This is a genomic window from Luteimonas chenhongjianii (assembly GCF_002327105.1).
In the GTDB taxonomy this organism is placed as follows: domain Bacteria; phylum Pseudomonadota; class Gammaproteobacteria; order Xanthomonadales; family Xanthomonadaceae; genus Luteimonas; species Luteimonas chenhongjianii.
This window is the reverse complement of sequence record NZ_CP023406.1, coordinates 2,672,753-2,695,052: the sequence shown is the minus strand read 5'-3', so window position 1 is coordinate 2,695,052 and position 22,300 is coordinate 2,672,753. Positions and strand designations below refer to the sequence as shown.

Here is a 22,300-nt window from a genome sequence, read left to right as displayed (position 1 = left end):
TTGTCATCGGATCATCCACACCGCTTGTGGACAGTGGGCTGCCTATCGGGCTGCTGATCGAAGGTCAAGCGTCGATGCGTGGCGCGCCGCCGCCGACATCGACGTTTCCGGTGCCCCGAAGGCAGTGTGGCTTCACCGGGATCACCCAGCGCCGCGAGCGTTACTCCGGTGCCGAGGGAAAGCAGACGCCTGGCGCACGCACCTGGCGAGTCGCGTCAGTGCTCTGCCCCGGCGTCGGCGTCGGGCGCGCGTTCGCGCAGGCCGACCAATGCGGCATGACCACTGGCGGTCAGCTGCGCCAGGGTCCGGTCGCCGTCCTCGAGGGTGCGTACCCAGCCTGGACCCTGCGCATCGCCGATGCGCGCATCGCCCAGCCAGGCCAGTGCGCGCAGCAGCACGCTCATGCGCACGCCGAGCCGCTTGCACAGTCGCGGCAACGACACGCCATCGGGCGCTGCCGCCAGTTCGGACAGCAACGCCAGCAGCAGGGCCTCGTCAGCGGACAATGGCGGCGGGAATGTCGCGCTGGCGCGGCATCTGCGCGCCCGCGGCGAGATGTGGGGTGACGATCACCGGCACCGACTTCGACGTCGGCGTCCGCGATTCGTCGGCGAAGCTCGACAGCGGCACCAGCGGGTTGGTTTCGGGGTAGTAGGCCGCGAGGCAGCCGCGCGGAATGTTGTACGCGACCAGCAGGAAGCGCGGCGCCTGACGGCGCACGCCGTCTTCGCAGATGCTCTCCAGGTCCACCCAGTCGCCGGCCTGCATGCCGAGCGCGGCGATGTCGTCCGCATTCGCGAACAGCACGCGGCGCTCGCCGAACACGCCGCGATACCGGTCGTCGAGCCCGTAGATGGTGGTGTTGTACTGGTCGTGCGAGCGCGTGGTCGCCAGCGTGAACACAATTTGCCCGCCGTGGGTGCGGCGCGCGCGGTGGATGGGGTTGTCGGTCGGCACCGGGCAGGGGACGAACACGGCCTTTCCGGCCGGATTGACCCAGGTCCGCTGGGCCGCGGTGTTGGGCAGGCGGAAGCCGCCGGGCACCCGCACGCGGGCGTTGAACTCGTGGAAATCGTCGAAGGTCATCGCGATCGCATCGCGGATGCGGTCGTAATCCTCGATCAGGCCCAGCCAGTCGATCTTCGAGCGCGCGCCGAGGGTGGCGTGTGCGAGCCTCGCGACGATCGCCGGCTCGGAGAGCAGTGCATCGGACGCCGGCGGATTGATGCCCGACGACAGGTGCACCATGCTCATCGAGTCCTCGACCGTCACGCCCTGCGGGCCGCCTGCCTGGAGGTCGATCTCGGTCCGGCCCAGGCACGGCAGGATCAGCGCATCGCGTCCGTGCACCAGATGGCTGCGGTTGAGCTTGGTCGCCACGTGCACGGTGAGGTCGCAGCGGCGCAGGCCGCGAGCGGTCGCCTCGGTGTCCGGGGTCGCGATCGCGAAGTTGCCGCCCATGCCGAAGAACACCTTGGCGCGGCCGTCGATCATCGCCTCGATCGCGCCGACGGTATCGAAGCCTTCCTCGCGCGGCGGCTCGAATCCGAACACCTGCTGGATGCGGTCGAGAAACGCGGCAGGCGGCTTTTCGTAGATCATCATCGTGCGGTCGCCCTGCACGTTGCTGTGGCCGCGCACGGGACAGGCGCCCGCGCCCTCACGGCCGAGATTGCCGCGCAGCAGCAGCAGGTTCACCAGCATGTTGATCGTCGCCACCGAATGCTTGTGCTGGGTGATGCCCATGCCCCAGCAGGCGATGACGCGCTCGCACGACAGATACAGTTCGCCGGCGCGGCGGATCGTCGGCTCGTCGAGCCCCGACTCCTCGACGATCACCTCCCACGGTTCGGCCAGCACGTCGGCCGCGAACGCGTCGAAACCGGTGGTGTGCCGGGCGATGAATTCCTGGTCGAGCAGCGACGCGCCGCCGTCGCCGGTGGCCTCGATGTCGCGCTCGAGCACGTGCTTGATCATGCCCTTCACCGCGGCGAGATCGCCGCCGATCTTGAGCTGGAAATAGTCCGACGAGATCGCCGTCGAACCATTGGTCGCCATCTGCAGCTTGTCCTGCGGATCGGCGAAGCGTTCCAGGCCGCGCTCGCGCAGCGGATTGAACGAAGCGATCTTCGCGCCGCGCTTGGCCGCCTCGCGCAGCTCGCCGAGCATGCGCGGATGATTGGTGCCCGGATTCTGGCCGAAGATCAGGATGCCGTCGGCATGCTCGAAGTCGTGCAACGACACCGTGCCCTTGCCCACGCCGATCTGCTTCTTCATCGCGGTGCCGGACGACTCGTGGCACATGTTCGAGCAGTCGGGGAAGTTGTTGGTGCCGTATTCGCGGACGAACAGCTGGTACAGGAACGCAGCCTCGTTGGAGGTGCGGCCCGAGGTGTAGAAGATCGCCTCGTCAGGCGAGGGCAGGGCATTGAGGTGCCGGGCGATCAACGCGAAGGCCTCGTCCCACTGCACCGGCACGTAGTGACCGCTGGCCGCGTCCAGCCGCATCGGCGTCGTCAGCCGGCCCTGCTGTTCGAGCCAATGGTCGCTGTATTCCGACAGCTGGGCCACGCTGTACCTGGCGAACAGTTCCGGACCGGCGCGGAACTTCGTGGCTTCGGCAGCGACGGCCTTGGCGCCGTTCTCGCAGAACTCGAAGGTCGAGGTGTGGTCGCGGTCGGGCCAGGCGCAGCCCGGGCAATCGAAACCGTCGGGCTGGTTGGCCCGCAGCAGCGTCTTCGCACCACTCACCGCGATCTTCTGTTCGCTCAGATGCCGGGCGACGCTCCGGAGTGCGCCCCAGCCGCCGGCGGGGCCGTCGTACCTGCGGATCGTGTCGTTGCTCATGGTGCTTGGGTCCTGCCTGGGCGCATGGCGGTCGGCGCATCGGCCGAAGGCGGCAGCAACCGCTGCGCATGGGTGTAGACGGCGTGCCCGTCGTCGCGGGCGAAGCCGATCAGGGTGAGGTGGGCGCGATCGGCCAGCGAGATCGCCAGCGCGGTCGGCGCGGAGATCGCTGCCATCAGCGCGATGCCGACGCTCGCGGCCTTCATCGCCATTTCGTAGCTGGCGCGGCTGGTGACGACGAGAAAGCCGGCGGCGGGATCGAAACCCTCGGCATGCAGCGCGCCGATCAGCTTGTCGAGCGCGTTGTGGCGACCGACGTCCTCGCGCGCGAGCCGCAGCGTGCCGTCAAGCGAGGCCCAGCCTGCGGCGTGGGTCGCGCCGGTCAACGCGGCGATCGACTGCGCATCGCGCAAGGCGCGCAATGCACGCGAGAGCGCTTCGGGCGCGACCCGGACATCCGTCGTCACCGGCGCGGGATAACGCAGCGCAGCCTCGAGCAGTTCGCTGCCGCAGACGCCGCAACCACTGCGGCCGCTCATGCTGCGGCGGCGCAAGGCCAGTGCCTCGGCGCGGGCCTCGGGAATCCGCAGCCGGATCTCGGTGCCCTCGATGAACTGCTCGATACGCTCGATGGCGACATCGCCCGGCGAGGCGACGATGCCCTCGCTGAGCGCGAAACCGCGGGCGAAGTCTTCCAGGTCCGCAGGCGTCGCCATCATCACCGCGAACGGCACGTCGTTGTAGACGAAGGCCACCGGCACCTCTTCGGCGACATGGTCGTCGACGTGGCGCACGGCGCCTTCGCGCCAGCGCTCGACGGGCCGGCGCACCGCGCCGGCGGGTGCGTCGCAAGCCTGCGGAGCGGATGCGCGCTGCGGGTTGTCGTGGGAATCGTTCATGGCGTGAGGTTAGCGGCGACCGCGTGAGCGGCCGCCGCCCATGTCAGGAGAAAAGCACCAGTGCTTTTTCCAGCGTTTTCCAGATGCCGAAGGCCAGCGGAATGCCCACTGCGGCCCAGCAGAACGCCACGAGCAGCGGATTGCCGCCGGCGCCGATGCGGTCCATCTCGTCCTGGCTGATCAGCGACTTGCCGGATGCGTCGACCTTCTCGTGGGCCAGCTGCTTCTCGCGCGCCAGTTCGTCGGGGGTCATGAAGTACTTCGCGTTGACCGGCCGCACCAGCAGGTTGCAGACCAGGCCCAGCGCGAGCATCCCGGCGAGGATGTACATCGTGGTGTTGTAGACCTGGGACGGCGGCATGCCCATGCCGAGCTGGTATTCGCGCATGTAGCCGATCACCAGCGGGCCGATGATGCCGGCCGTCGCCCAGGCGGTCAGCAGGCGGCCGTGGATCGCGCCGACATGCTGGGTGCCGAACAGGTCGGCCAGATATGCCGGCACCGTGGCGAAGCCGCCGCCGTACATCGACAGGATCACGCAGAACGCCGCGACGAACAGCGCGATGGAGCCGGCGTTGCCGAGTGTCGGCGCAGCGGCGTAGAGCGCGATGCCGAGCACGAAGAAGATCGAGTACGTGACCTTGCGCCCGAACTTGTCCGACATCGAGGCCCAGAAGAAGCGGCCGATGATGTTGGCCAGGCTCAACAGGCCGACGAAGCCCGCGGCGATCGCGGCGATCGCCGACAGCTGCTCGGCGCTCAGCTCACGGAAACCGGCGTCGACCCCGATCAGGCGACCGCCGAACATCTCCTGCAGCATCGGCGAGGCCAGGCCGAGCACGCCGATACCGGCCGAGACGTTGAGGCACAGCACCGCCCACACCAGCCAGAACTGCGGAATGCCCCAGACGCGCTTCACGTGCACGTGGCCCTGGGTGATCATGGCGTTGTTGCTCGCCGGCGGCGGCGTCCAGCCCTTGGGCTTCCAGCCGGTCGGGGGCACGCGATAGCCGAACGCGCCGGCCATCATGAAGACGAAGTAGACCGCGGCCATGACCAGGAAGGTTTCCTTGACGCCGACCGAGGTCGGGCTGGCGAAATGGCGCATCAGCATGTCGGCCAGTGGGCTGCCGATCAGCGCGCCGCCGCCGAAACCCATGATCGCCATGCCGGTGGCCATGCCGCGGCGGTCCGGGAACCACTTGATCAGCGTCGACACCGGCGAGATGTAGCCCAGACCCAGGCCGATGCCGCCGATCACGCCCGAGCCCAGCCACAGCATCCAGATCTGATGCAGGTGCACGCCCAGCGCCGAGATCAGCAGGCCGCCGCACCAGCACAGCGCGGCGACGAAGCCCGCCTTGCGCGGACCGACGCGTTCCAGCCAGCCGCCCCAGATCGCCGCCGAGCAGCCCAGCAGCACGAAGAACAGCGTGTACATCCACTGCAGCTCGCTGATCTGCCAGTCGCAGCTGGCCGAGGTGATCCGCGCGAAGAAGCCCATCTCCGGGCCACAGGCCACGGGCGCGGTAATCCCGACAGCCATCGACAACGGCAGCCAGAACACGCTGAAGCCGTAGGCCATGCCGATGCACAGGTGGATGGCCAGTGCGGCCGGCGGTACCAGCCAGCGGTTGAAGCCGGGCCTGGCGATGATGCGCTCCTTCGAAAGCAGGCTGCTCTCCGGCGCGCTGGCTGGAAGCGGTAGTGCGGAACTGTTGGCCATGGATCTCCCCCGATTTCATATGCGACTGGCGTTTTCGATCGCGCTTTATGCTCCGAAAAACATATTGGCTGCGACAGATCGTCGCAACGGTACGCGCGCATGCCTTGTATCGCCAGATCCAATGGTCGACTATCCGGCTTTGAAGAACATATTGAAGTGGCGGTCAGGGGCAGCACTGCCGCGGCCGCCGGGCAGGGGAGTGCACATGTACAAGGTCCGGATCCGGCCGCGCTGGGAACTGGAAAGCGCAAGCGGCGAACGCCTGCCACCGCATCTGCTGGAACTGCTGGTCGCGGTGCGGGCCACCGGCTCACTGGCCGCGGCCGCGCGCAAGGTCGATCTGTCCTACCGCTATGCCTGGGGGCAGTTGCAGGACGCGGCTGCGGTATTCGGCCAGCCGCTGCTGCGCATGACCCGGGGCCGCGGCGCGCGGCTCACGCCCATCGGCGAGAGCCTGGTCTGGGCGGACAGCCGGATCGCCGCGCGCCTGTCACCGACCCTCGACAGCCTGGCGACCGAACTCGAAGCGGAGCTCGAGCGCATCGTCAGCGCGCAGTCGACGCCGCTGCGCATCCACGCCTCGCACGGATTCGGCGTTGAGACGCTGCGCCGGGCGATGGCCGAGACCGGACTCCCGCTGGACCTCAAGTACCGCAGTCCGGAGGACGCGCTGGTTGCGCTGCGTAGCGGGGCCTGCGACATCGCCGGTCTGCACCTGCCGATCGGCGATCTCGAGCCTGCGCTGTTCGCGCACTACCGCGACCGGCTCGATCTCGACGCCGACCGCGTGATCCACCTGGCGATGCGCCGCCAGGGCCTGGTGCTGGCGGCGGGCAATCCGCGCGGTATCCACACGCTGCAGGATCTGGAACGCCCGGACATCCGCATGATCCATCGCCAGCCCGGCTCCGGCACGCGCCTGTTGCTGGAAACGATGCTCGCGCGCCACGGCATCGGCTTCGAGCGCATCCGCGCCTGCGATGTCGAGGAACTCACCCACGCCGCGGTGTCGGCCTATGTGGCCAGCGGGCTTGCGGATGTGGGCTTCGCGCTGGAACCGCCTGCGCGCAAGTATGGGCTGGAGTTCTTCCCGCTGGTCACCGAGCACTATTTCTTCCTGTGCCACAACGACGTGCTCGAATCGGGCCGCATCACCGAGTTGCTGGCACTGCTGCGCAGCGATGGATTCCGCCGCGATCTGGGCCTGTTGCCCGGCTATGACCCGAGCTACTGCGGGCGCGTGCAGACCCTGGCCGAAGCGTTCGAGGCGGCCCGGGGCTAGGGCCGGGCTCGCCGCGGCGGCGGTCGGGTCGCGTTGAAGCGGGGCGCTGCCACGCCGGCGCCGGTCGCAGTCGAAGATGTGGGCGCGGGCATCGCCGCGCCTTCGGTGCCACCGGCGCTTTTCCGGCGCCGGCCGTAGACGCTGCCGGCTTTACTCGATCGCCTCGTCCAGCATCAGCTGACGCGCGAACCGCACCGGCGGTGCGCCCCGGGCCAGCATGCCGTCGTGGTACTGCTTGAGGTTGAAGGCTTCGCCGGCCTTGGCCTCGGCGGCCTGACGCGCATCGAAGTGTTCCTGCGCGCCGACGAAATACGTAGCGAGCTGGGTGGACGACAACTGCGCGCGGATCCACTTGCCTTCGGCTTCGCTCTGCTGCTGGAAGGTCTGGCGCACCATCAGGTCCATCGCCTGTTCCTTGGTCCAGTTGTCCACGTGCACGCCCTGGTCGAGCACTGCGTTGGCAACCGCGCGCGCATAGAACTTCAGCTGCATCAGCCGGAACAGCGGATCGTTGTCGGCGTATCCGGCGTCGGCCATCATCCGCTCGGTGTAGACCGCCCAGCCTTCGGCGAACGGCCCGGAACGGAACACCGCGCGCAGCGTCGAGGGGTGGCCGACCGAATGCGCGCCCTCGAGGTAATGGCCCGGCATCGCCTCGTGGATCGTGAGCACGTGGATCATGTGCTTGTTGTATTCGCGCAGGAACGAATCCACCTGGCCGTCGTCCCAGTCGTCGGGAATCGGCGAGATCGCGTAGTAGGTGTCCAGACCCTTGTCGAGCGGGCCGGGCGAATCGCAGTAGGCGACCGCGACGCCACGCTGGAACTCGGGCATCAGGATGATCTTGACCGGATCCTCGGGCACGGTGACCAGGTCGTTGCTGCGGGTGAAGTCGGTGGCGACATCGAGCGTGTGACGGGCGAAATCGACGACCTCGTCGCGGCCCGGCTTGTCGGCGTAGGCGACTTCCATCGCCGCTTCGATCGCAGCCTGGCGCTGGTCCTCGCTCGGCTGGGCCGGCGTTTCCGGCGCGTCTTCGCGATCCTTCAGCACCGCCTGGGCGACGACATACATCTCGTCGCGGATGCGGCTCAGCTCGGCTTCGGCGCGCTGGCGGATGTCCTGGCGGCTCAGCGAGGAATTGAGCGCGAACTTGAGCTTCTGGTCGTACTTGTCCGCGCCGATGCGGAACTCGCCCTTGGCATTGGGCACCAGGGTGCCGTCGAGCCAGGTCTGATGTTCGTCGACCGCCGCGCGCAGGGTTTCGACCGCGGCGTCCAGGCGCGTCCGGTCCTCACCCTGCAGCTGCTCGGCATTGGGCGTGATGAAGGTCTCGATCAGCGACAGCACGCCCTTGTTCTGCGCAGCCACGGTGCGCGCATGCGTCGCCGGTACGCGCGCCGGATCGAGGTTCTCCCGTGCCTGCGCGAGGATCGTGGGGACCTTCTCCATGCGCGCGGTCGCCGACTTCAGGCGCTCGGGCATCGGCGCGAACTCGCGCGCCATCAGGCTGTAGATCGCGCCACCGGCCAGCCCGCTGTAGATCTGCGGATCCCAGGCCCAGCTCTGCATCGTCTCGGTGTCCCAGATCCCGTACTCGAGCGTGTTCCTCAGGATCAATGCATCGACATGGTTGTCGCGCGAGAGCTGCGCGAGATCGATCGCATCGAGTTCGGCGAGATAGCGGCGGCTGAAGTCGAGGCCTGCCTGGCGGCCGGCTTCGGAGAGATCGTCCACTTCGCTGTCGAAACGGTGATCGCCGATCTGCGTGGCCGAGATCGGCGCCATCCGCATCGACTCGTCGAGGAAGCGCTTCGACAGCTCGGCGAACGCGGCGTCGGCCTGCGAGGCAGCGTTGGTGGTGACGCCATCCGGGGCCGCGGCGGGCGTGGTCGGTGCCTCGCGGTTGCAGCCGGCGAGGGCAGCGGTGAGCACGGCGACGGCGAGCAGGGAACGGCGCATTCGGTGGGTTCCGGGCATGGGGGACAGCGCGCAAGCATAGGGCCGGGCAGGGGGGCATGCATGTGCCGATGGTGGCGGAAACCGGGGCGGCCGATGCAATGCGACGCGCGTCGTCATTTGACGCGCACCTCGCCCGCACAGAAGAATCGGGGCGATATGCGGCCATCGCCGCGGGGAGAAAAATGCAATGCGACGTCGCGACTTCATGGCCTACGGCGGGATCGGACTGGGCAGCCTGCTGCTGCCCGGTGGCATCGGACGCGCAATCGCCGCCGAGGAACTCGCCAGTACGCTCGATCCTGCGCTGAAGAAGCGGCTCGCGGATGTCGCGCTGCAGGTGTCGCGTGATGGCGGCGGCAGTTATTGCGATGTGCGCATCGGCCGCTATCTCCGCCAGTACGTGATGACCCGCGAGACGCGTGTCGAGAACGTGGTCAACGAGGAGTCGACGGGCGTCGGCATCCGCGTGCTCGCCGACGGTGCCTGGGGCTTCGCCGCGACGCGCGCGCTCGATCCCGACGGCATCGCCGAGGCCACGCGACAGGCGCTCGCGATCGCGAAGGCCAACGCGCGCATCCAGAGCGAGCCGGTGCAGCTGGCCCCGGTGCGCGGCGTCGGCGAGGTGGCCTGGGCAACGCCGGTGCGCCGCAACGGCATGACCGTGCCGCTGGAGGAAAAGGTCGCGCTGCTGATGGACGTCAATGCCGCGGCCACCGCCGCCGGCGCGGATTTCGTCAGCTCGCGGATGTTCCTGGTCAACGAGCAGAAGTACTTCGCCAGCACCGACGGCTCCTACATCGACCAGGATGTGCACCGGATCTGGGCGCCGTTCACGGTCACCGCCGTGGACAAGGCCAGCGGCAAGTTCCGCACCCGCGACGGCCTGTCTTCGCCGATGGGCCTGGGTTACGAATACCTGACGCCCGATCCCGCGCAGCGCTTCGAACTGCCCGGCGGCGTGGTCGCCTACGGCCAGGCCTACGACATGCGCGCAGACGCCACCGCCGCCGCGCGCCAGGCGCGCGAGAAGCTCGCCGCGCCGGGCGTGAAGCCGGGTCGCTACGACCTGGTGCTCGATCCGTCGAACCTGTTCCTGACCATCCACGAGAACGTCGGCCATCCGCTGGAACTCGACCGGGTGCTCGGCTACGAAGCCAACTACGCCGGTACCAGCTTCGCCACGATCGACAAGCGCGACTCGGGCTATCGCTGGGGCAGCGATATCGTCAATTTCGTGGCCGACAAGACCCGGCCCGGCAGCCTCGGGGCGGTCGGCTACGACGACGAAGGCGTACCGACGAAGCAATGGAACCTGATCAAGGACGGCGTGCTCGTTGACTACCAGGCCACGCGCGACCAGGCGCACATCCTCGGCAAGAGTGAATCCGACGGCTGCAGCTATGCGGACTCGTGGTCGAGCGTGCAGTTCCAGCGCATGCCCAACGTGTCGTTGGCGCCGGGCAAGGCGCCATTGACGGTGAAGGAGATGATCGGCGACGTCGAACGCGGCATCTACATCCATGGCCGTGGCTCGTATTCGATCGACCAGCAGCGCTACAACGCGCAGTTCGGCGGCCAGCTCTATTACGAGATCCGTAACGGCGAAATCGCGGGCATGGTCGAGGATGCCGCCTACCAGATCCGCACGCCGGAGTTCTGGAACGCGTGTTCTGCGATCTGCGACGAGCGCGACTTCCGCCTCGGTGGCTCGTTCTTCGACGGCAAGGGCCAGCCCAGCCAGGTCTCGGCGGTTTCGCACGGCTCGGCGACCACGCGCTTCGACGGGGTCAACATCATCAACACGGCGCGGAACATCTGAGCTGCGCGCGGCCTGGAGATCCGCCGACCTCTTCCCTCCGGGAGAGGTCGACGCGTGCAGCACGTTGGCTCGGCGAACCCCGCAGCAAGGCAGGGAACATCGTCTTCGTCCCGATTGCCCCGGGAGAGTGATGGCGGCTGCGCGTCCTGCTGCATCACCCACGGCCGGCTCCGCCTGGCGCGGGGCAGGATCGTCGGCGCTGGTCGAGGCATGGCACTTCGGTCCTGCGCTACCCGTCCTCGTGCGTCGACATGATCGTTGTGGGCGCGCGCATCGGGCCGGCACGCGCACTGTGTCATGCGCGCGCGTGCCGAAAGTCATTTGACGCTGCGTCCACACGGCGTCAAGAATCGGGATGGCTCCGCAGGATGCGATGCCGTTTCGCCAACCCCGCACATGGCGCCCGCCGTGCGCACGTTCCTCGGAGAACTCCCTTGCATAGACGCGATTTTCTCGCCCTCGCTGGTGTCGGTGCGGGCGGCCTGTTGCTGCCTGCCGTGTTCGGCAGGGTCATCGCCGCCGAGCAGCTGGTGTCCACGCTTGATGTCGCTTTCAAGAAGCGACTTGCCGATGCCGGCCTCAACGCGGCGACGTCCGCGGGTGCGACCTACTGTGACGTCCGCGTCGGGCGCTACCTGCGCCAGTTCGTGATGACCCGCGAAGACAAGGTGCAGAACGTCGTCAGCACCGAATCGACGGGCGTGGGCGTCCGCGTGATCGCTGGCGGTGCCTGGGGCTTCGCGGCGACCAATGATCTGACCGAGCAGGGTGTGGCCGAGGCCGCGCGCCAGGCGACCGCGATCGCGGTGGCCAACGCCAAGGTGCAGAGCGCGCCGGTCCAGCTGGCACCGGTCAGGGGCACGGGCGAAGTGTCCTGGCGCACGCCGATCAGCAAGAACGGCATGGAAGTGCCGGTGGCCGAGAAGGTGGAGCTGCTGCTTGGCGTCAACGCCGCGGCAATGGGCGCGGGCGCGAGCTTCGTCAATTCCACGCTGTTCCTGGTCAACGAGCAGAAGTATTTCGCGAGCACCGACGGCTCCTATATCGACCAGGATGTGCACCGGATCTGGGCGCCGATGACGGTTACCGCGATCGACAAGGCCAGCGGCAAGTTCCGCACCCGAAGCGGGCTGTCCTCGCCGATGGGCATGGGCTACGAATATCTCGACGGCGCGGCCTCGGGCAAGGTGGTCTCGCCCAATGGCGTCGTGAACTACAGCACGTCCTACGACATGCGCGAGGATGCGATCGCCGCGGCGCGCCAGGCGCAGGAGAAGCTCAAGGCGCCGTCGGTCAAGCCCGGCCGCTACGACCTGGTGCTCGATCCTTCGCACACCTGGCTGACGATCCACGAGGCGATCGGTCATCCGCTCGAACTCGATCGCGTGCTCGGCTACGAAGCCAACTACGCTGGCACCAGTTTCGCCACGCTCGACAAGCGCGAGGAGCGTTTCCAGTACGGCAGCGACATCCTCACCGTGTTCGCCGACAAGACCCAGCCAGGCAGCCTGGGCGCCGTGGGTTACGACGACGAGGGCGTGCCCACCAAGCGCTGGGACATGATCACCGACGGCAAGCTGGTGGATTACCAGACCATCCGCGACCAGGCCCATATCCTGGGCAAGACCGAGTCCGACGGCTGCGCCTACGCCGACTCCTGGTCGAGCGTGCAGTTCCAGCGCATGGCCAACGTGTCGATCGCGCCGGGCAAGACGCCGCTCAGCGTCGCCGACATGATCAAGAACGTCGAGAACGGCATCTACATCATCGGCGACGGCTCGTTCTCGATCGACCAGCAGCGCTACAACGCGCAGTTCGGCGGCCAGCTGTTCTACGAGATCAAGGACGGCGCAATCACCGGCATGATCGAGGACGTGGCCTACCAGATCCGCACCCCGGAATTCTGGAACGCCTGCAGCGCGATCTGCGACGAAAGCGACTATCGCCTCGGCGGTTCGTTCTTCGACGGCAAGGGCCAGCCGAGCCAGGTCTCGGCGGTTTCGCATGGCTCGTCGACCGCCCGTTTCGACGGCATCAACGTGATCAACACCGCGCGTTCGCTCGGCTAAGGAGAATCAACCATGACCATTTTCACCGAAGCCCAGGCGCGCGAGATCCTCGAGAAGACCGTCGCCCTGTCCACCGCCGACGAATGCACCGCGACGCTGTCCGGCTCCGTGGCGGGCAACATCCGCTTCGCGCTCAACAATGTCTCCACCAGCGGCATCGTCAGCAATGCCGAGCTTGCGGTGCAGGTCGCGTTCGGCAAGCGCGTCGGCACCGCCAGCATCAATGCGTTCGACGACGCGTCGCTGCGCAGCGTGGTCAAGCGGGCCGAGGATCTCGCACGGCTGGCGCCGGAGAACCCCGAATTCCTGCCGGCGATCGGCAAGCAGGAATACCGCCCCAGCCCGACCTACAGCGAATCCACCGCCGCGATCACCCCGGAGTTCCGCGCCAATGTGGCCGCCGGGTCGATCACCCCATGCCGGGCCGAGAACCTGATCGCCGCCGGCTTCCTCGACGACGGCAAGAACTTCGTTGCGTTCGCCAACAGCAACGGAAATTTCGGCTATCAGCAGGGGACGAACTTCAACTACACCTGCACCGTGCGTACCGAAGACGGCCGCGGTTCGGGCTGGGTGGGTCGCAACCTCAAGGATGCCAGCGAGTTCGATGCCGGCCGCGACGTACGCGTGGCGATGCGCAAGGCCAGCGAGTCGGCCGAGGCGCAGGCGCTGGAGCCCGGCAAGTACACGGTGATCCTCGAGCCGGCCGCGGCCGCAGGCCTGATCAGCTTCATGATGCGTTTCTTCGATGCGCGCACCGCCGATGAGGGGCGCAGCTTCCTGTCCAAGCGCGGCGGCGGCAACAAGCTGGGCGAGCAGGTCTACGACCCGCGCGTGAACATCGTGTCCGACCCGTGGCATCCGGAAGCTGCGGTGATGCCGTGGGACGGCGACGGGCTGCCGCGCGAGAAGATGGCGATCATCGAGAACGGCAAGATCGCCAATCTCGACTATTCGCGCTTCTGGGCCCAGCAGCAGGGCAAGCGCGCCGTCGGCCGCCCGGGCAACCTGCTGATGTCCGGTGGCACCGCCTCGACCGCCGATCTGATCCGCGGCACCGATCGCGGCATCCTCGTCACGCGCACCTGGTACATCCGCATGGTCGATCCGCAGACCGTGCTGCTGACCGGCCTGACCCGCGACGGCACGTTCTACATCGAGAACGGCGAGATCAAGTATCCGCTGAAGAATTTCCGCTTCAACGAATCGCCGGTGATCATGCTCAACAACATCGACGAGCTCGGGCGTCCGGTGCGTGTGGGTGGCGATGAGTCGTCGATGGTGATGATGCTGCCGCCGATGCGGCTGCGGGACTTCACGTTCACGTCCTTGTCGGATGCGGTGTAACGGCGCGACGCGCCGGCGTCGTCTGATAGCGCGAGGCTTGTGCTTTCCGTGATGCACACAGTGCTGTCTGCAGATTCCAGGGGCGCCGCACATCCTTGTGCGGCGCCCTCCGGGTCTGGAACGCGCGCCTGCGATCCGTCGTTGCGCACGGGCATCGGCAGCCGCTGGAACGGACACGTCGGCGGCGGCAGCGAAGCCGGCAGTGACAGCGCTGGCAAAGGCAGCGGCGCAAACGGAGGTCATCCGGACCGCGCCGCGATGTCCCGCGCCGGAGCGCGCGCGCCATGAACCGACGGCAGTCGCTGCAAATGCTGTTCGGTGCGGCTGCAGCCATGGCCTTGCCGCCACTGGCAGCGCAATCCGCCCGTTACGATTTCTGGTTCACCCGCCTGCGCTACGAGTCCGGTGACTGGGATGTCGATGCGCGGATGCCCTCGAACATCATCACCTCGCTGATCGATTACACCAGCCTGCGGGTCGATCCGGAGGAGCGGGTGGTCGCGTTGGCGGATCCGAAGATGCTGGCCTCGCCGTTCTGCTACCTGGCCGGACACAAGCTGGTCGAGTTCAGTCCCGCGGAGCGACGCAACTTCGAGCGCTATGTGCGCGGCGGCGGCTTCGTATTCGTCGACGACTGCAACCACGACATCGACGGCATGTTCGCCAAATCCTTCGAAGCGCAGATGGCCGCCATCTTCGGTGCCTCCGCGATGCAGAAGCTGCCCAACTCGCATGCGCTGTACCGCAGCTTCTTCCAGTTCCCCGATGGCCCGCCGACGACGAACTTCGAACTCAATGGCTGGGGGGACGATCTTGTCCACGATTACCTCAAGGGCATCACGATCGACGGACGTCTGGCCGTGCTCTACAGCAACAAGGACTACGGCTGCGAGTGGGACTACGACTGGCGCAACAAGCGCTTCTTGGCCGAGGACAACACGAAGTTCGCGGTCAACATCGTCATGTATGCGCTGAGCGCATGACCGGAATTCCTCACTGTGGCGCTGGCCCTGCCGGGTGCCGCCACATCGCGCGCGAGCGCGCCCCCAGACGACTCCATGAGGCACGCATGACCAACACCGCTCCCACCGAAGCCGATCTGCAGGCACGTCTCGCGCAGCTTGGCGCCCTGCGCAGTGCGATCGGCCAGGCCGTCGTCGGCCAGGCCGACGTTGTGGAACAACTGCTCGTGGCGCTGCTCGCCGGCGGCCATGTGCTGCTCGAGGGCGTGCCCGGGCTCGGCAAGACCCTGCTGGTACGCACGCTCGGCGAGGCGCTGGAGCTGGGCTTCCGCCGGGTGCAGTTCACCCCCGACCTGATGCCCAGCGACCTGCTGGGCACCGAGTTGCTGGAGGAAGACCACGGCACCGGAAAGCGCCATTTCCGCTTCCAGGAAGGCCCGGTGTTCACCCAGTTGCTGCTGGCCGACGAGCTCAACCGCACGCCGCCCAAGACCCAGGCCGCGCTGCTCGAGGCGATGGCCGAGCGCACGGTCAGCCATGCCGGCGTCACCCGTGCGCTGCCGCGGCCGTTCTTCGTGCTGGCCACGCAGAATCCGATCGAGCAGGCCGGCACCTATCCGCTGCCCGAGGCGCAGCTGGACCGCTTCCTGCTGCATGTCGCGCTCGGCTATCCCGATGCCGACGAGGAGCAGGCGATCCTCGCGCGCACCACCGGCACGATCGATGCCACGGTGCCGAAGGTGATGCACGCGGACGACGTGCTCGCGCTGCAGGCGCTGGTACGCCAGGTGCATGTCGGCGAGTCCCTGCTGGCCTGGATCACCGCGCTGGTGCGGGCGACGCGCCCGGGCGAGGGGAGCCCGGAGATCGTGCGCGAATACGTGCGCTGGGGCGCGGGTCCGCGCGCCGGTCAGTCGCTGGTGCTTGCGGCGAAGGCGCGTGCGCTGCTGCAGGGCCGGCTTGCGGCAACCCGCGAGGACGTCGCCGCACTGCTCGCGCCGGTGTTGCGCCATCGCCTGGTGCTGTCGTTTGCCGCCGAAGCGGCGCAGACCGACGCCGACGCGGTGATCGCCGGTCTGCTGCGCGCGCTGCCTGCGCCGGAGCGCTGAGCAGCTACATGATCGGCGACAGCTCCGCTGCGGTGACGGCGCCAGGCGACGCGTCCACGGACGCGTTGACGCCTGCGCTGCGTGCGTTGATCGCGACCCTGCGGCTTCGGCCGCGGCACGCGCTCGGACGCCAGGGGCTGGGGCATCACCCGAGCCGCAATCGCGGCAGCGGCCAGGAGTTCGCCCAGTACCGGGCCTACGAGTCTGGCGACGAGCCGCGTCAGATCGACTGGAAGCTCTATGCACGCAGTGACCGGTTCTTCGTCCGCGAAGCCGAGCGCGAAAGTCCCGTGCGTGCCTGGCTGCTGCTCGATACCACCGCCTCGATGGCGCAGGCCGACGAGGCCACGCCGGGGTTTTCCCGTTTCGATGCGGCGCGGCTGCTCGCGCGCTGCGTGTTCGAGATCGCACAGCGCCAGGGCGATGCCTGCGGGCTCGTGCTCTGCGGTGGCGCCGGCCTGTCGCTGGTGACGCCCGGCAGTGGGCCGCGCCAGCGCGATCGCCTGCGCCACGCGCTGGTCAGTGCCGCGCCGCGCGGGCAATGGCCCGAGCCTGAAGTGCTCGCGCCGGCCTGGGGACGGATCGTGCGCGGCGATCTGGTGATCGCACTCGGCGACTTCTTCGACGAGGCCGCGGTCGCGCAACTCGAGCGCCTTGCGCATGCCGGTCGCGAGGTCATCACGATCCAGCTGCTCACCGCCGACGAGCGCGATTTCCCGTTCGCCGACGGCCGCCGCTTCGTGGAGCCAGAAGCGGGCGAGTCCCTGCTCGGGGACGGGCCTGGGCTGCGCGCCGGTTACCTCGCGCGCTTCGCCGAGGCGCAGCGCCTACTGGCCGCGCGGCTGGCGGCAGCCGGCATCCGCCATGCGACGCATGTGATCGACCGCTCGCCGTCGCAGGTGCTGCAGGTCCTGTTCGGCGATCGCGCGCGATGAGCGTCGGCCTGCTTGCACCCGTCGCTCTCGCGGCACTGGCCGCCTGGCTGCTGCCGCTGCTGCTGCATCTGGCGCGACGCGACGCGACCCGGCCGACGCCATTCGCGGCGCTGCGCTGGCTCCGCGAGAAGCCCAGGCCGCGCCGGCGCCTGCGCTTCGACGACTGGCCACTGCTGCTGATGCGCCTGCTGCTGCTGGCGTTGCTGGCGCTGTGGCTGGCCTGGCCGGTGCTGCACGGGGCGCGCCCACCGGCGCACTGGACCGTGGTCGTGCCGGGCGTCGTCGAAGATGCGATTCCGGTTGTTGCCGACGGCGATGCGCCGCCGCGCTGGCTTGCACCGGGGTTCCCGCCGATCGAAGGGCCCAATGCACCGGAGCCGGAGCCCGCAAGCGTCTCCAGCTTGCTGCGCGAACTGGACATGACCCTGCCGGCCGGGACCACGTTGACCGTCGTCGCGCCCGAGGTGATCGACCGCGCCGACGGCGGCACGGTCGCGCTGTCGCGTGTGGTCGACTGGCGAACGGTTCCGTCGCACGCGGACGCCGCGGAGCCACAGGCGTCCGAGGCGCCACCGCTCGACGTGCTGGCCATCGCCGGCGACGATCCGTCGCTGCGCGTACTTCGGGCCGTGGCACGCGCGTGGCGACCCGATGATGCGGATGCCTTGGCGACGCCGGCCACCGGGGCGGCGTTGCGCACCGGTGCCCTGGCGGCATGGTGGGGGGAGGGCACACCTGCCTCCGGCGTGCTGGCGCACGCAGCCGGTGGCGTGTTGCTGCTCGGGCCTGCCACGCCGCGCGATCCCGGGGCCGACTGGCAGCCTGCCTGGCGCGATGCCGATGGCGGGATACTGGCCGAGCGCGCGCCCTGCGCCGCGGCGACCTGCATCCGCTTCACGCGGGCGCTCGACCCGGCGCATCTGCCTGCCGTGCTCGATCCCGCGTTTCCGGCGCGCCTGCGCGCGCTGGCACGGCCGCTGCCGGCGCCTGCGCGCATCACCGCGGACGAGTTCGCGCCGACGACAGGCCTTGCCGCGTATCCGCCCACGCCGCGTGACCTGCGGCCGTGGTTGGCATTGCTGATCGCGCTGGCGTTCGCGCTGGAACGCTGGATGGCGGCGTCTCCGCGACGGAACCGCACGGCATGAACGTCGCGACCCGCCTGCAGCGCAACCTGGCCTCGATCCGCCGCCGTGCGCTCGCGATCGTGCTGTTGCTCGCCTTGCCGCTTGCGCTCGGCCTCGCGGCGCTCGCATGGCGGGTGGCGGGCGTGGCCCCGGCGATCGCCGTCGCTGCGGTCGCCTGCGTGGTCGCGGCCGTGCTCGCCCTGCGCCGCGTGCGTGGCTTCGATCGCGACTGGCAGGCGCGTGCGCTGGACGCCGCTCGCACGGACATGGACGACAGCGCCGCGCTGTTGTTCGCAGCGCCCGCGACGCTCGCGCCGCTGCAGCAGTTGCAGCGGGCGCGCCTGCAGGCCCGCATCGAGGCCGACCCCTCGATGCCTGCGCCAACGCCGTGGCCGGCGCGGGCGCTCGCAGCCGCATGGTTCGGTGGCGCACTGCTCGTTGCCGCCGCGTTGTGGTGGCCGCCATCGGCGCCGCGCGAGACGGTGACCCCATCGACAAGCGCCAAGACCGGAAACGCCGCGGCGCTGCCGGTGCTGCGGTCGCAGGCACTTGAGATCAGGGCGCCTGCCTACACCGGACAGGCGCCGCGCACGCAGACCGAACTCGATGCGCAGGCGCCGGCCGGTGCCACCTTGCGCTGGACGCTGCATTTCGCGCCGCAGCCGCGCCAGGTCGCCCTGCAGCTGCACGACGGCAGCGAGATCGCGTTCGTGCGCGAGGACGAGGCCTGGGTCGCCACGCTGCGCCTTGAGCAGTCCTGGCTGTACCGCGTCGCCGTCGATGGCGACATCGACGGCGCACTCACGCGCGCGCAGCCGTGGCGGCTCGATGCGGTGGCCGATCGTCCGCCGGAGATCCGCGTCCGCAGGCCGGAGGCGACCCTGTCGACCTACGCGCCTGGCCAGCGCAGCTGGCCGCTGACGTTCGAGGCCAGCGACGACCATGGCGTCGCTGTAGATGCGCGGCTGCGGATCAGCGTCACCCGCGGCAGCGGCGAGGGCATCACGTTCGAAGACCGCACCCTGAGCCTGCGCGGGCGCGGCGAAGCGGGGCTGAAGACCTTCTCGACGACGCTCGACCCGGCCGCGCTCGGCATCGAGCAAGGCGGCGATCTCGTGGCGCAACTGGAGGTGCGTGACAACCGCGTGCCCACGCCGCAGACCGCGCGCAGTCCGAGCCTGATCCTGCGCTGGCCGCCACCTGCGCCCATCGATGCCGATGGCCTGGAAGGGCTTGCCCGCGACGTGTTGCCGACGTACTTCCGCAGCCAGCGGCAGATCATCATCGACGCCGAAAAGCTGCTGGCCGAGCGCCCGCGCATCGATCCCGCGACGTTCGAAGCGCGTTCGGACGCGCTCGGGGTCGACCAGCGCATCCTGCGCCTGCGCTATGGCCAGTTCCTCGGCGAGGAATCGGAAGGCGGCGCGCAACCCCCGCCGACAGCGGACGCCGCGCCGCCCCCGCCGCCACGCAAGCCCTTGCCGATCGACGATTTCGGCCAAGCCGACGCGCCGGCCGCGCCAGTGGAGGCCGCTCACGCCGAAGGCGACGGCCACGCTCACGATCACGACGATGACGGTCCTGCGGGCGCGGCCTCGGGCAACGCGCCGGGTGCGCACGCGGATCACGATCACGGTCCGCGGGACGCCACCACGTTCGGCCGCGCCGAGGACGTGATGGCCAGCTTCGGCCATACCCACGATCTGCCCGGCGCGGCGACGATGCTCGACCCGGCCACGCGCGAAGTCCTGCGCGCTGCACTGGGGGAGATGTGGCAGTCCGAACTGCAGCTGCGCCAGTACGCGCCACGCGCGGCGCTGCCGTATGCGAACCGTGCGCTGGAGCTGATCAAGCAGGTCCAGCAGGCCGACCGCATCTATCTGGCCCGCGTCGGTGCCACGCTGCCGCCGGTGGATTTGAGCCGGCGCCTGGGCGGCGAGCGAGATGGGATCACGCCGCGCCCGGTCCCCGCGCCGGCGACGACCGATGCCGACGTGCCCGCACTCGCGTGGACCGCGCTGGCCTGGAACGGGGAGGCCGACCTCGCCGGGCTGGTTGCCTGGACGCAGGCGCATCCGCGCCAGGTCGACGATCCGCTGGCACTGCTGGCCACGGTCGACGCCCTGCAGCGCGACCCGGCCTGCGATGACTGCCGCCAGGCGCTGCGCGCCCAGCTGTGGCGCGTGCTGCAACGGCCGCTTGCCGCGCCGGTCCTGCGACCGGCGATCGATGCGCTGGGCGCGCGCTACCTCGACGCCCTGCAGGAGGACGCGCCATGAGGCCCGAACATTGGCTCGGCGCGGTGCTGCTCGCCGCGGCGCTGCTGTCGATCGCGCGGGTGGCTTTCGCCCACCTGCGCGCGCCGGGCGGACGCCGCCCCGCGGCATGGCGCAGCCTCGCCCTGGCGGTGCTGACCGCCGCCTCGGCGCTGCTGCTCTATCGCATGCTGCTGCCGTCGGCGCCGGCCGGTCCCGACCGTCTGGTCGTGCTGACCGCCGATGCGGACGGCCTGCCGGTGCCGGCGGCTGCGCAGGTGATCGCATTGCCCGAGGCCGGCGAGGTTCCGCCCGGCGCGTCGCGGATGCCGGACCTGGCGACGGCGCTGCGCCTGCATCCGCAGGTGCGCGAACTGGTCGTGGTCGGCGCAGGCCTGCATCCGCGCGACCGCGACGCGGTCGATGGACGCGCACTCGCATACCTGCCTGCGCCGGTAGCGCCCGGCCTCGCGGAACTGGATGCTCCGGGCGATGTCGCACCCGGCGCACGCTTCGCGGTGCGCGGACGCGTGACGGGCATCGAAGGTGCCCGGGTGTCGCTGTTCGATCCCGCCGGGCGCGTGGTCGACACCGCTGCCACCGACGAGGCCGGCAGCTTCCGGCTGAGCGGTACCGCGCGCGGCGCCGGCGCCACGCTGTTCGAAGTCGCGATCCAGGACGTGGAAGCCAGTGCCTGGACCCGCGCGCGCGTGCCTGTGGTGGTCGCCGGGTCCGCGCCGATGCGGGTGCTGCTGCTTGCCGGTGCGCCCAACCCGGATACGCGCGCGCTGCGCCGCTGGGCCGAGGACGCCGGCACCTCGCTGCGCTGGCGCATGGCCTTCGGTGGCGGTGCGGTTACCGGGGACGCACCGACGCTCGATGCCGCCAGCCTGGGCAAGCAGGATCTCGTGCTGATCGAAGCGCGCGCCTGGGACGGACTCGGCGCCTCCGCGCGTGCCGCACTTCTGGCCGCGGTGCGCGAGGGCCTGGGACTGCTGGTGCATGCGCCGCAGCCGCCGTCGAACGCGCTGCGCAGCTGGCTGCGCACGGGCGGACTCGCGATCGAAACCGGCCGCCTGCGCGAATGGCGCGTCGACGCCGGCCCCGACGATCTCGCCCGGCTGCGCGCGTGGTCGGGCCCGGGCAGCGAAGATGCGCCCTTCGACCCACAGCTTGCCGGCGAGGCGCCGCCCGCATTGGGCTATCTGCCGCTGACCGGTGGCCTGCCCTCGGCCGGGGTCGGCGCGGACGACATGATGCGCTGGCAGGCGCTCGGGAAGGGCCGCATCGGCATCGTTACCCTGGCCGACAGCTGGCAGTTGCCGCTGGCGGGTCGCGCAGACCTGCATGGCGAGCTGTGGAGCGCCTGGGCCGGCACCCTGGCGCGTCCAGGCGATGCGGTCGTGACCGGATTCGGTGGCGAGGCCCGGGTCGGCGAGCGCGTTGCCCTGTGCGCGCTGGAGGCGGATGCGCAGGTGTTGGCGCCCGACGGAAGGACCACCGCGCTGGTGCCTGATCCTGCAGCAGACGGCTGCGCCGGACTGTGGCCCCGCGTCCCCGGCTGGCACCGTATCGATGGCGGCGGCGTGCTGTGGGTACGCGGCGCCGACGATGCGCCGGGTCTGCAGGCGGCCGCGATGCAGGCAGCGACCCGGGAACTCGCCGGCGCCGGTGCCGATCCGGGCATGCAGGCGCTGCCATCCCCGGCGGTGCGTCCGCTCGTCTGGTTCCTCGCCTGGCTGCTGGTCACCGCGCTGCTGTGGGCGCTGCACCGCAGCCGCCGCGGCCGGGCAGGTGCGCCCGCCGACTGAGGCGCGCACCGCGCCGGGCTGCGCTTGCCGCGCCAGCAGGGCTGCTGCAGACTCGAACGACCCGCGCCGACATCGATCGCCGCAGCGTTCCGGCTCCGTCGGGGCGAGCGCCTGCAGCGTTGCACGGTCTGCACGCCATACAGGAGGACA

At 69.5% G+C, this 22,300-nt stretch carries 15 protein-coding genes; 10 read left to right on the top strand and 5 right to left on the bottom strand.

Annotated features, from left to right (window positions below):
- Positions 1–215: 215 nt before the first annotated feature.
- Genes CNR27_RS12240 through CNR27_RS12225 form a run of 4 tightly spaced genes read right to left on the bottom strand, consistent with a single transcriptional unit; the run spans position 216 to position 5,472 of the window.
- The gene (locus tag CNR27_RS12240; protein WP_096299165.1) at positions 216–506 is read right to left on the bottom strand and encodes a hypothetical protein; all 291 of its coding nucleotides are present in this window, start codon (positions 504–506) and stop codon (positions 216–218) included.
- The gene (locus tag CNR27_RS12235; protein ID WP_096299163.1) at positions 496–2,847 is read right to left on the bottom strand and encodes an FdhF/YdeP family oxidoreductase; all 2,352 of its coding nucleotides are present in this window, start codon (positions 2,845–2,847) and stop codon (positions 496–498) included. Before CNR27_RS12235 ends, CNR27_RS12240 begins: the two co-directional genes overlap by 11 nt.
- On the bottom strand, positions 2,844–3,746 hold the full coding sequence (gene fdhD, locus CNR27_RS12230) for a formate dehydrogenase accessory sulfurtransferase FdhD (RefSeq protein WP_096299161.1): 903 nt from the start codon (positions 3,744–3,746) through the stop codon (positions 2,844–2,846). Before fdhD ends, CNR27_RS12235 begins: the two co-directional genes overlap by 4 nt.
- Before the next feature lie 43 nt (positions 3,747–3,789).
- On the bottom strand, positions 3,790–5,472 hold the full coding sequence (locus CNR27_RS12225; RefSeq protein WP_096299159.1) for an OFA family MFS transporter: 1,683 nt from the start codon (positions 5,470–5,472) through the stop codon (positions 3,790–3,792).
- Between the two features lie 205 nt (positions 5,473–5,677).
- Here CNR27_RS12225 and CNR27_RS12220 point away from each other — a divergent pair, with 205 nt between their 5' ends.
- Positions 5,678–6,754 carry a substrate-binding domain-containing protein gene (locus CNR27_RS12220; RefSeq protein ID WP_096299157.1) on the top strand — a complete coding sequence of 359 codons (1,077 nt, stop codon included), beginning with the start codon at positions 5,678–5,680 and terminating at the stop codon, positions 6,752–6,754.
- 150 nt (positions 6,755–6,904) lie between these two features.
- Here CNR27_RS12220 and CNR27_RS12215 read toward each other — a convergent pair whose 3' ends face one another.
- Complete coding sequence (locus CNR27_RS12215) at positions 6,905–8,716, bottom strand: DUF885 domain-containing protein (RefSeq protein ID WP_096299155.1); 1,812 nt, start codon at positions 8,714–8,716, stop codon at positions 6,905–6,907.
- A gap of 187 nt (positions 8,717–8,903) precedes the next feature.
- Here CNR27_RS12215 and CNR27_RS12210 point away from each other — a divergent pair, with 187 nt between their 5' ends.
- The 9 genes from CNR27_RS12210 (at position 8,904) to CNR27_RS12170 (ending at position 22,150) form a co-directional block, all read left to right on the top strand.
- Positions 8,904–10,535 (top strand): TldD/PmbA family protein, encoded by a 1,632-nt coding sequence (locus CNR27_RS12210; protein WP_179948177.1) that lies wholly within the window; start codon positions 8,904–8,906, stop codon positions 10,533–10,535.
- 434 nt (positions 10,536–10,969) lie between these two features.
- Entirely contained in the window at positions 10,970–12,604 is a 1,635-nt protein-coding gene (locus CNR27_RS12205; RefSeq protein ID WP_179948176.1) for a TldD/PmbA family protein, read from the top strand.
- A 12-nt stretch (positions 12,605–12,616) separates the two neighbouring features.
- Positions 12,617–13,951, top strand: a complete 1,335-nt coding sequence (locus tag CNR27_RS12200; RefSeq protein ID WP_096299152.1) for a TldD/PmbA family protein — start codon at positions 12,617–12,619, stop codon at positions 13,949–13,951.
- 284 nt (positions 13,952–14,235) lie between these two features.
- The gene (locus CNR27_RS12195) at positions 14,236–14,934 is read left to right on the top strand and encodes a DUF4159 domain-containing protein (protein WP_096299150.1); all 699 of its coding nucleotides are present in this window, start codon (positions 14,236–14,238) and stop codon (positions 14,932–14,934) included.
- Positions 14,935–15,020: 86 nt separating this feature from the next.
- Positions 15,021–16,022: an AAA family ATPase gene (locus tag CNR27_RS12190; protein ID WP_096299148.1), complete on the top strand. Its 1,002-nt coding sequence runs from the start codon at positions 15,021–15,023 to the stop codon at positions 16,020–16,022.
- An 8-nt stretch (positions 16,023–16,030) separates the two neighbouring features.
- A complete protein-coding gene (locus CNR27_RS12185; protein WP_096299146.1) occupies positions 16,031–16,957 on the top strand; it encodes a DUF58 domain-containing protein in 927 nt (308 codons plus the stop codon).
- Entirely contained in the window at positions 16,954–18,105 is a 1,152-nt protein-coding gene (locus CNR27_RS12180; protein WP_096299144.1) for a BatA domain-containing protein, read from the top strand. The genes CNR27_RS12185 and CNR27_RS12180 overlap by 4 nt, the downstream gene beginning before the upstream one ends.
- Positions 18,102–20,363 (top strand): hypothetical protein, encoded by a 2,262-nt coding sequence (locus CNR27_RS12175; protein WP_096299142.1) that lies wholly within the window; start codon positions 18,102–18,104, stop codon positions 20,361–20,363. Before CNR27_RS12180 ends, CNR27_RS12175 begins: the two co-directional genes overlap by 4 nt.
- Positions 20,360–22,150, top strand: coding sequence for a carboxypeptidase-like regulatory domain-containing protein (locus tag CNR27_RS12170; protein WP_096299140.1), 1,791 nt, complete (start codon positions 20,360–20,362; stop codon positions 22,148–22,150). The genes CNR27_RS12175 and CNR27_RS12170 overlap by 4 nt, the downstream gene beginning before the upstream one ends.
- Positions 22,151–22,300: the final 150 nt, after the last annotated feature.

Coding starts and splice junctions, on each gene's coding strand:
- CNR27_RS12180 (WP_096299144.1), top strand. CDS start 16,954: ATGAGCGTCGGCCTGCTTGCACCCGTCGCTCTCGCGGCACTGGCCGCC.
- fdhD (WP_096299161.1), bottom strand. CDS start 3,746: ATGAACGATTCCCACGACAACCCGCAGCGCGCATCCGCTCCGCAGGCT.
- CNR27_RS12220 (WP_096299157.1), top strand. CDS start 5,678: ATGTACAAGGTCCGGATCCGGCCGCGCTGGGAACTGGAAAGCGCAAGC.
- CNR27_RS12185 (WP_096299146.1), top strand. CDS start 16,031: ATGATCGGCGACAGCTCCGCTGCGGTGACGGCGCCAGGCGACGCGTCC.
- CNR27_RS12200 (WP_096299152.1), top strand. CDS start 12,617: ATGACCATTTTCACCGAAGCCCAGGCGCGCGAGATCCTCGAGAAGACC.
- CNR27_RS12175 (WP_096299142.1), top strand. CDS start 18,102: ATGAACGTCGCGACCCGCCTGCAGCGCAACCTGGCCTCGATCCGCCGC.
- CNR27_RS12190 (WP_096299148.1), top strand. CDS start 15,021: ATGACCAACACCGCTCCCACCGAAGCCGATCTGCAGGCACGTCTCGCG.
- CNR27_RS12170 (WP_096299140.1), top strand. CDS start 20,360: ATGAGGCCCGAACATTGGCTCGGCGCGGTGCTGCTCGCCGCGGCGCTG.
- CNR27_RS12215 (WP_096299155.1), bottom strand. CDS start 8,716: ATGCGCCGTTCCCTGCTCGCCGTCGCCGTGCTCACCGCTGCCCTCGCC.
- CNR27_RS12210 (WP_179948177.1), top strand. CDS start 8,904: ATGCGACGTCGCGACTTCATGGCCTACGGCGGGATCGGACTGGGCAGC.
- CNR27_RS12235 (WP_096299163.1), bottom strand. CDS start 2,847: ATGAGCAACGACACGATCCGCAGGTACGACGGCCCCGCCGGCGGCTGG.
- CNR27_RS12225 (WP_096299159.1), bottom strand. CDS start 5,472: ATGGCCAACAGTTCCGCACTACCGCTTCCAGCCAGCGCGCCGGAGAGC.
- CNR27_RS12195 (WP_096299150.1), top strand. CDS start 14,236: ATGAACCGACGGCAGTCGCTGCAAATGCTGTTCGGTGCGGCTGCAGCC.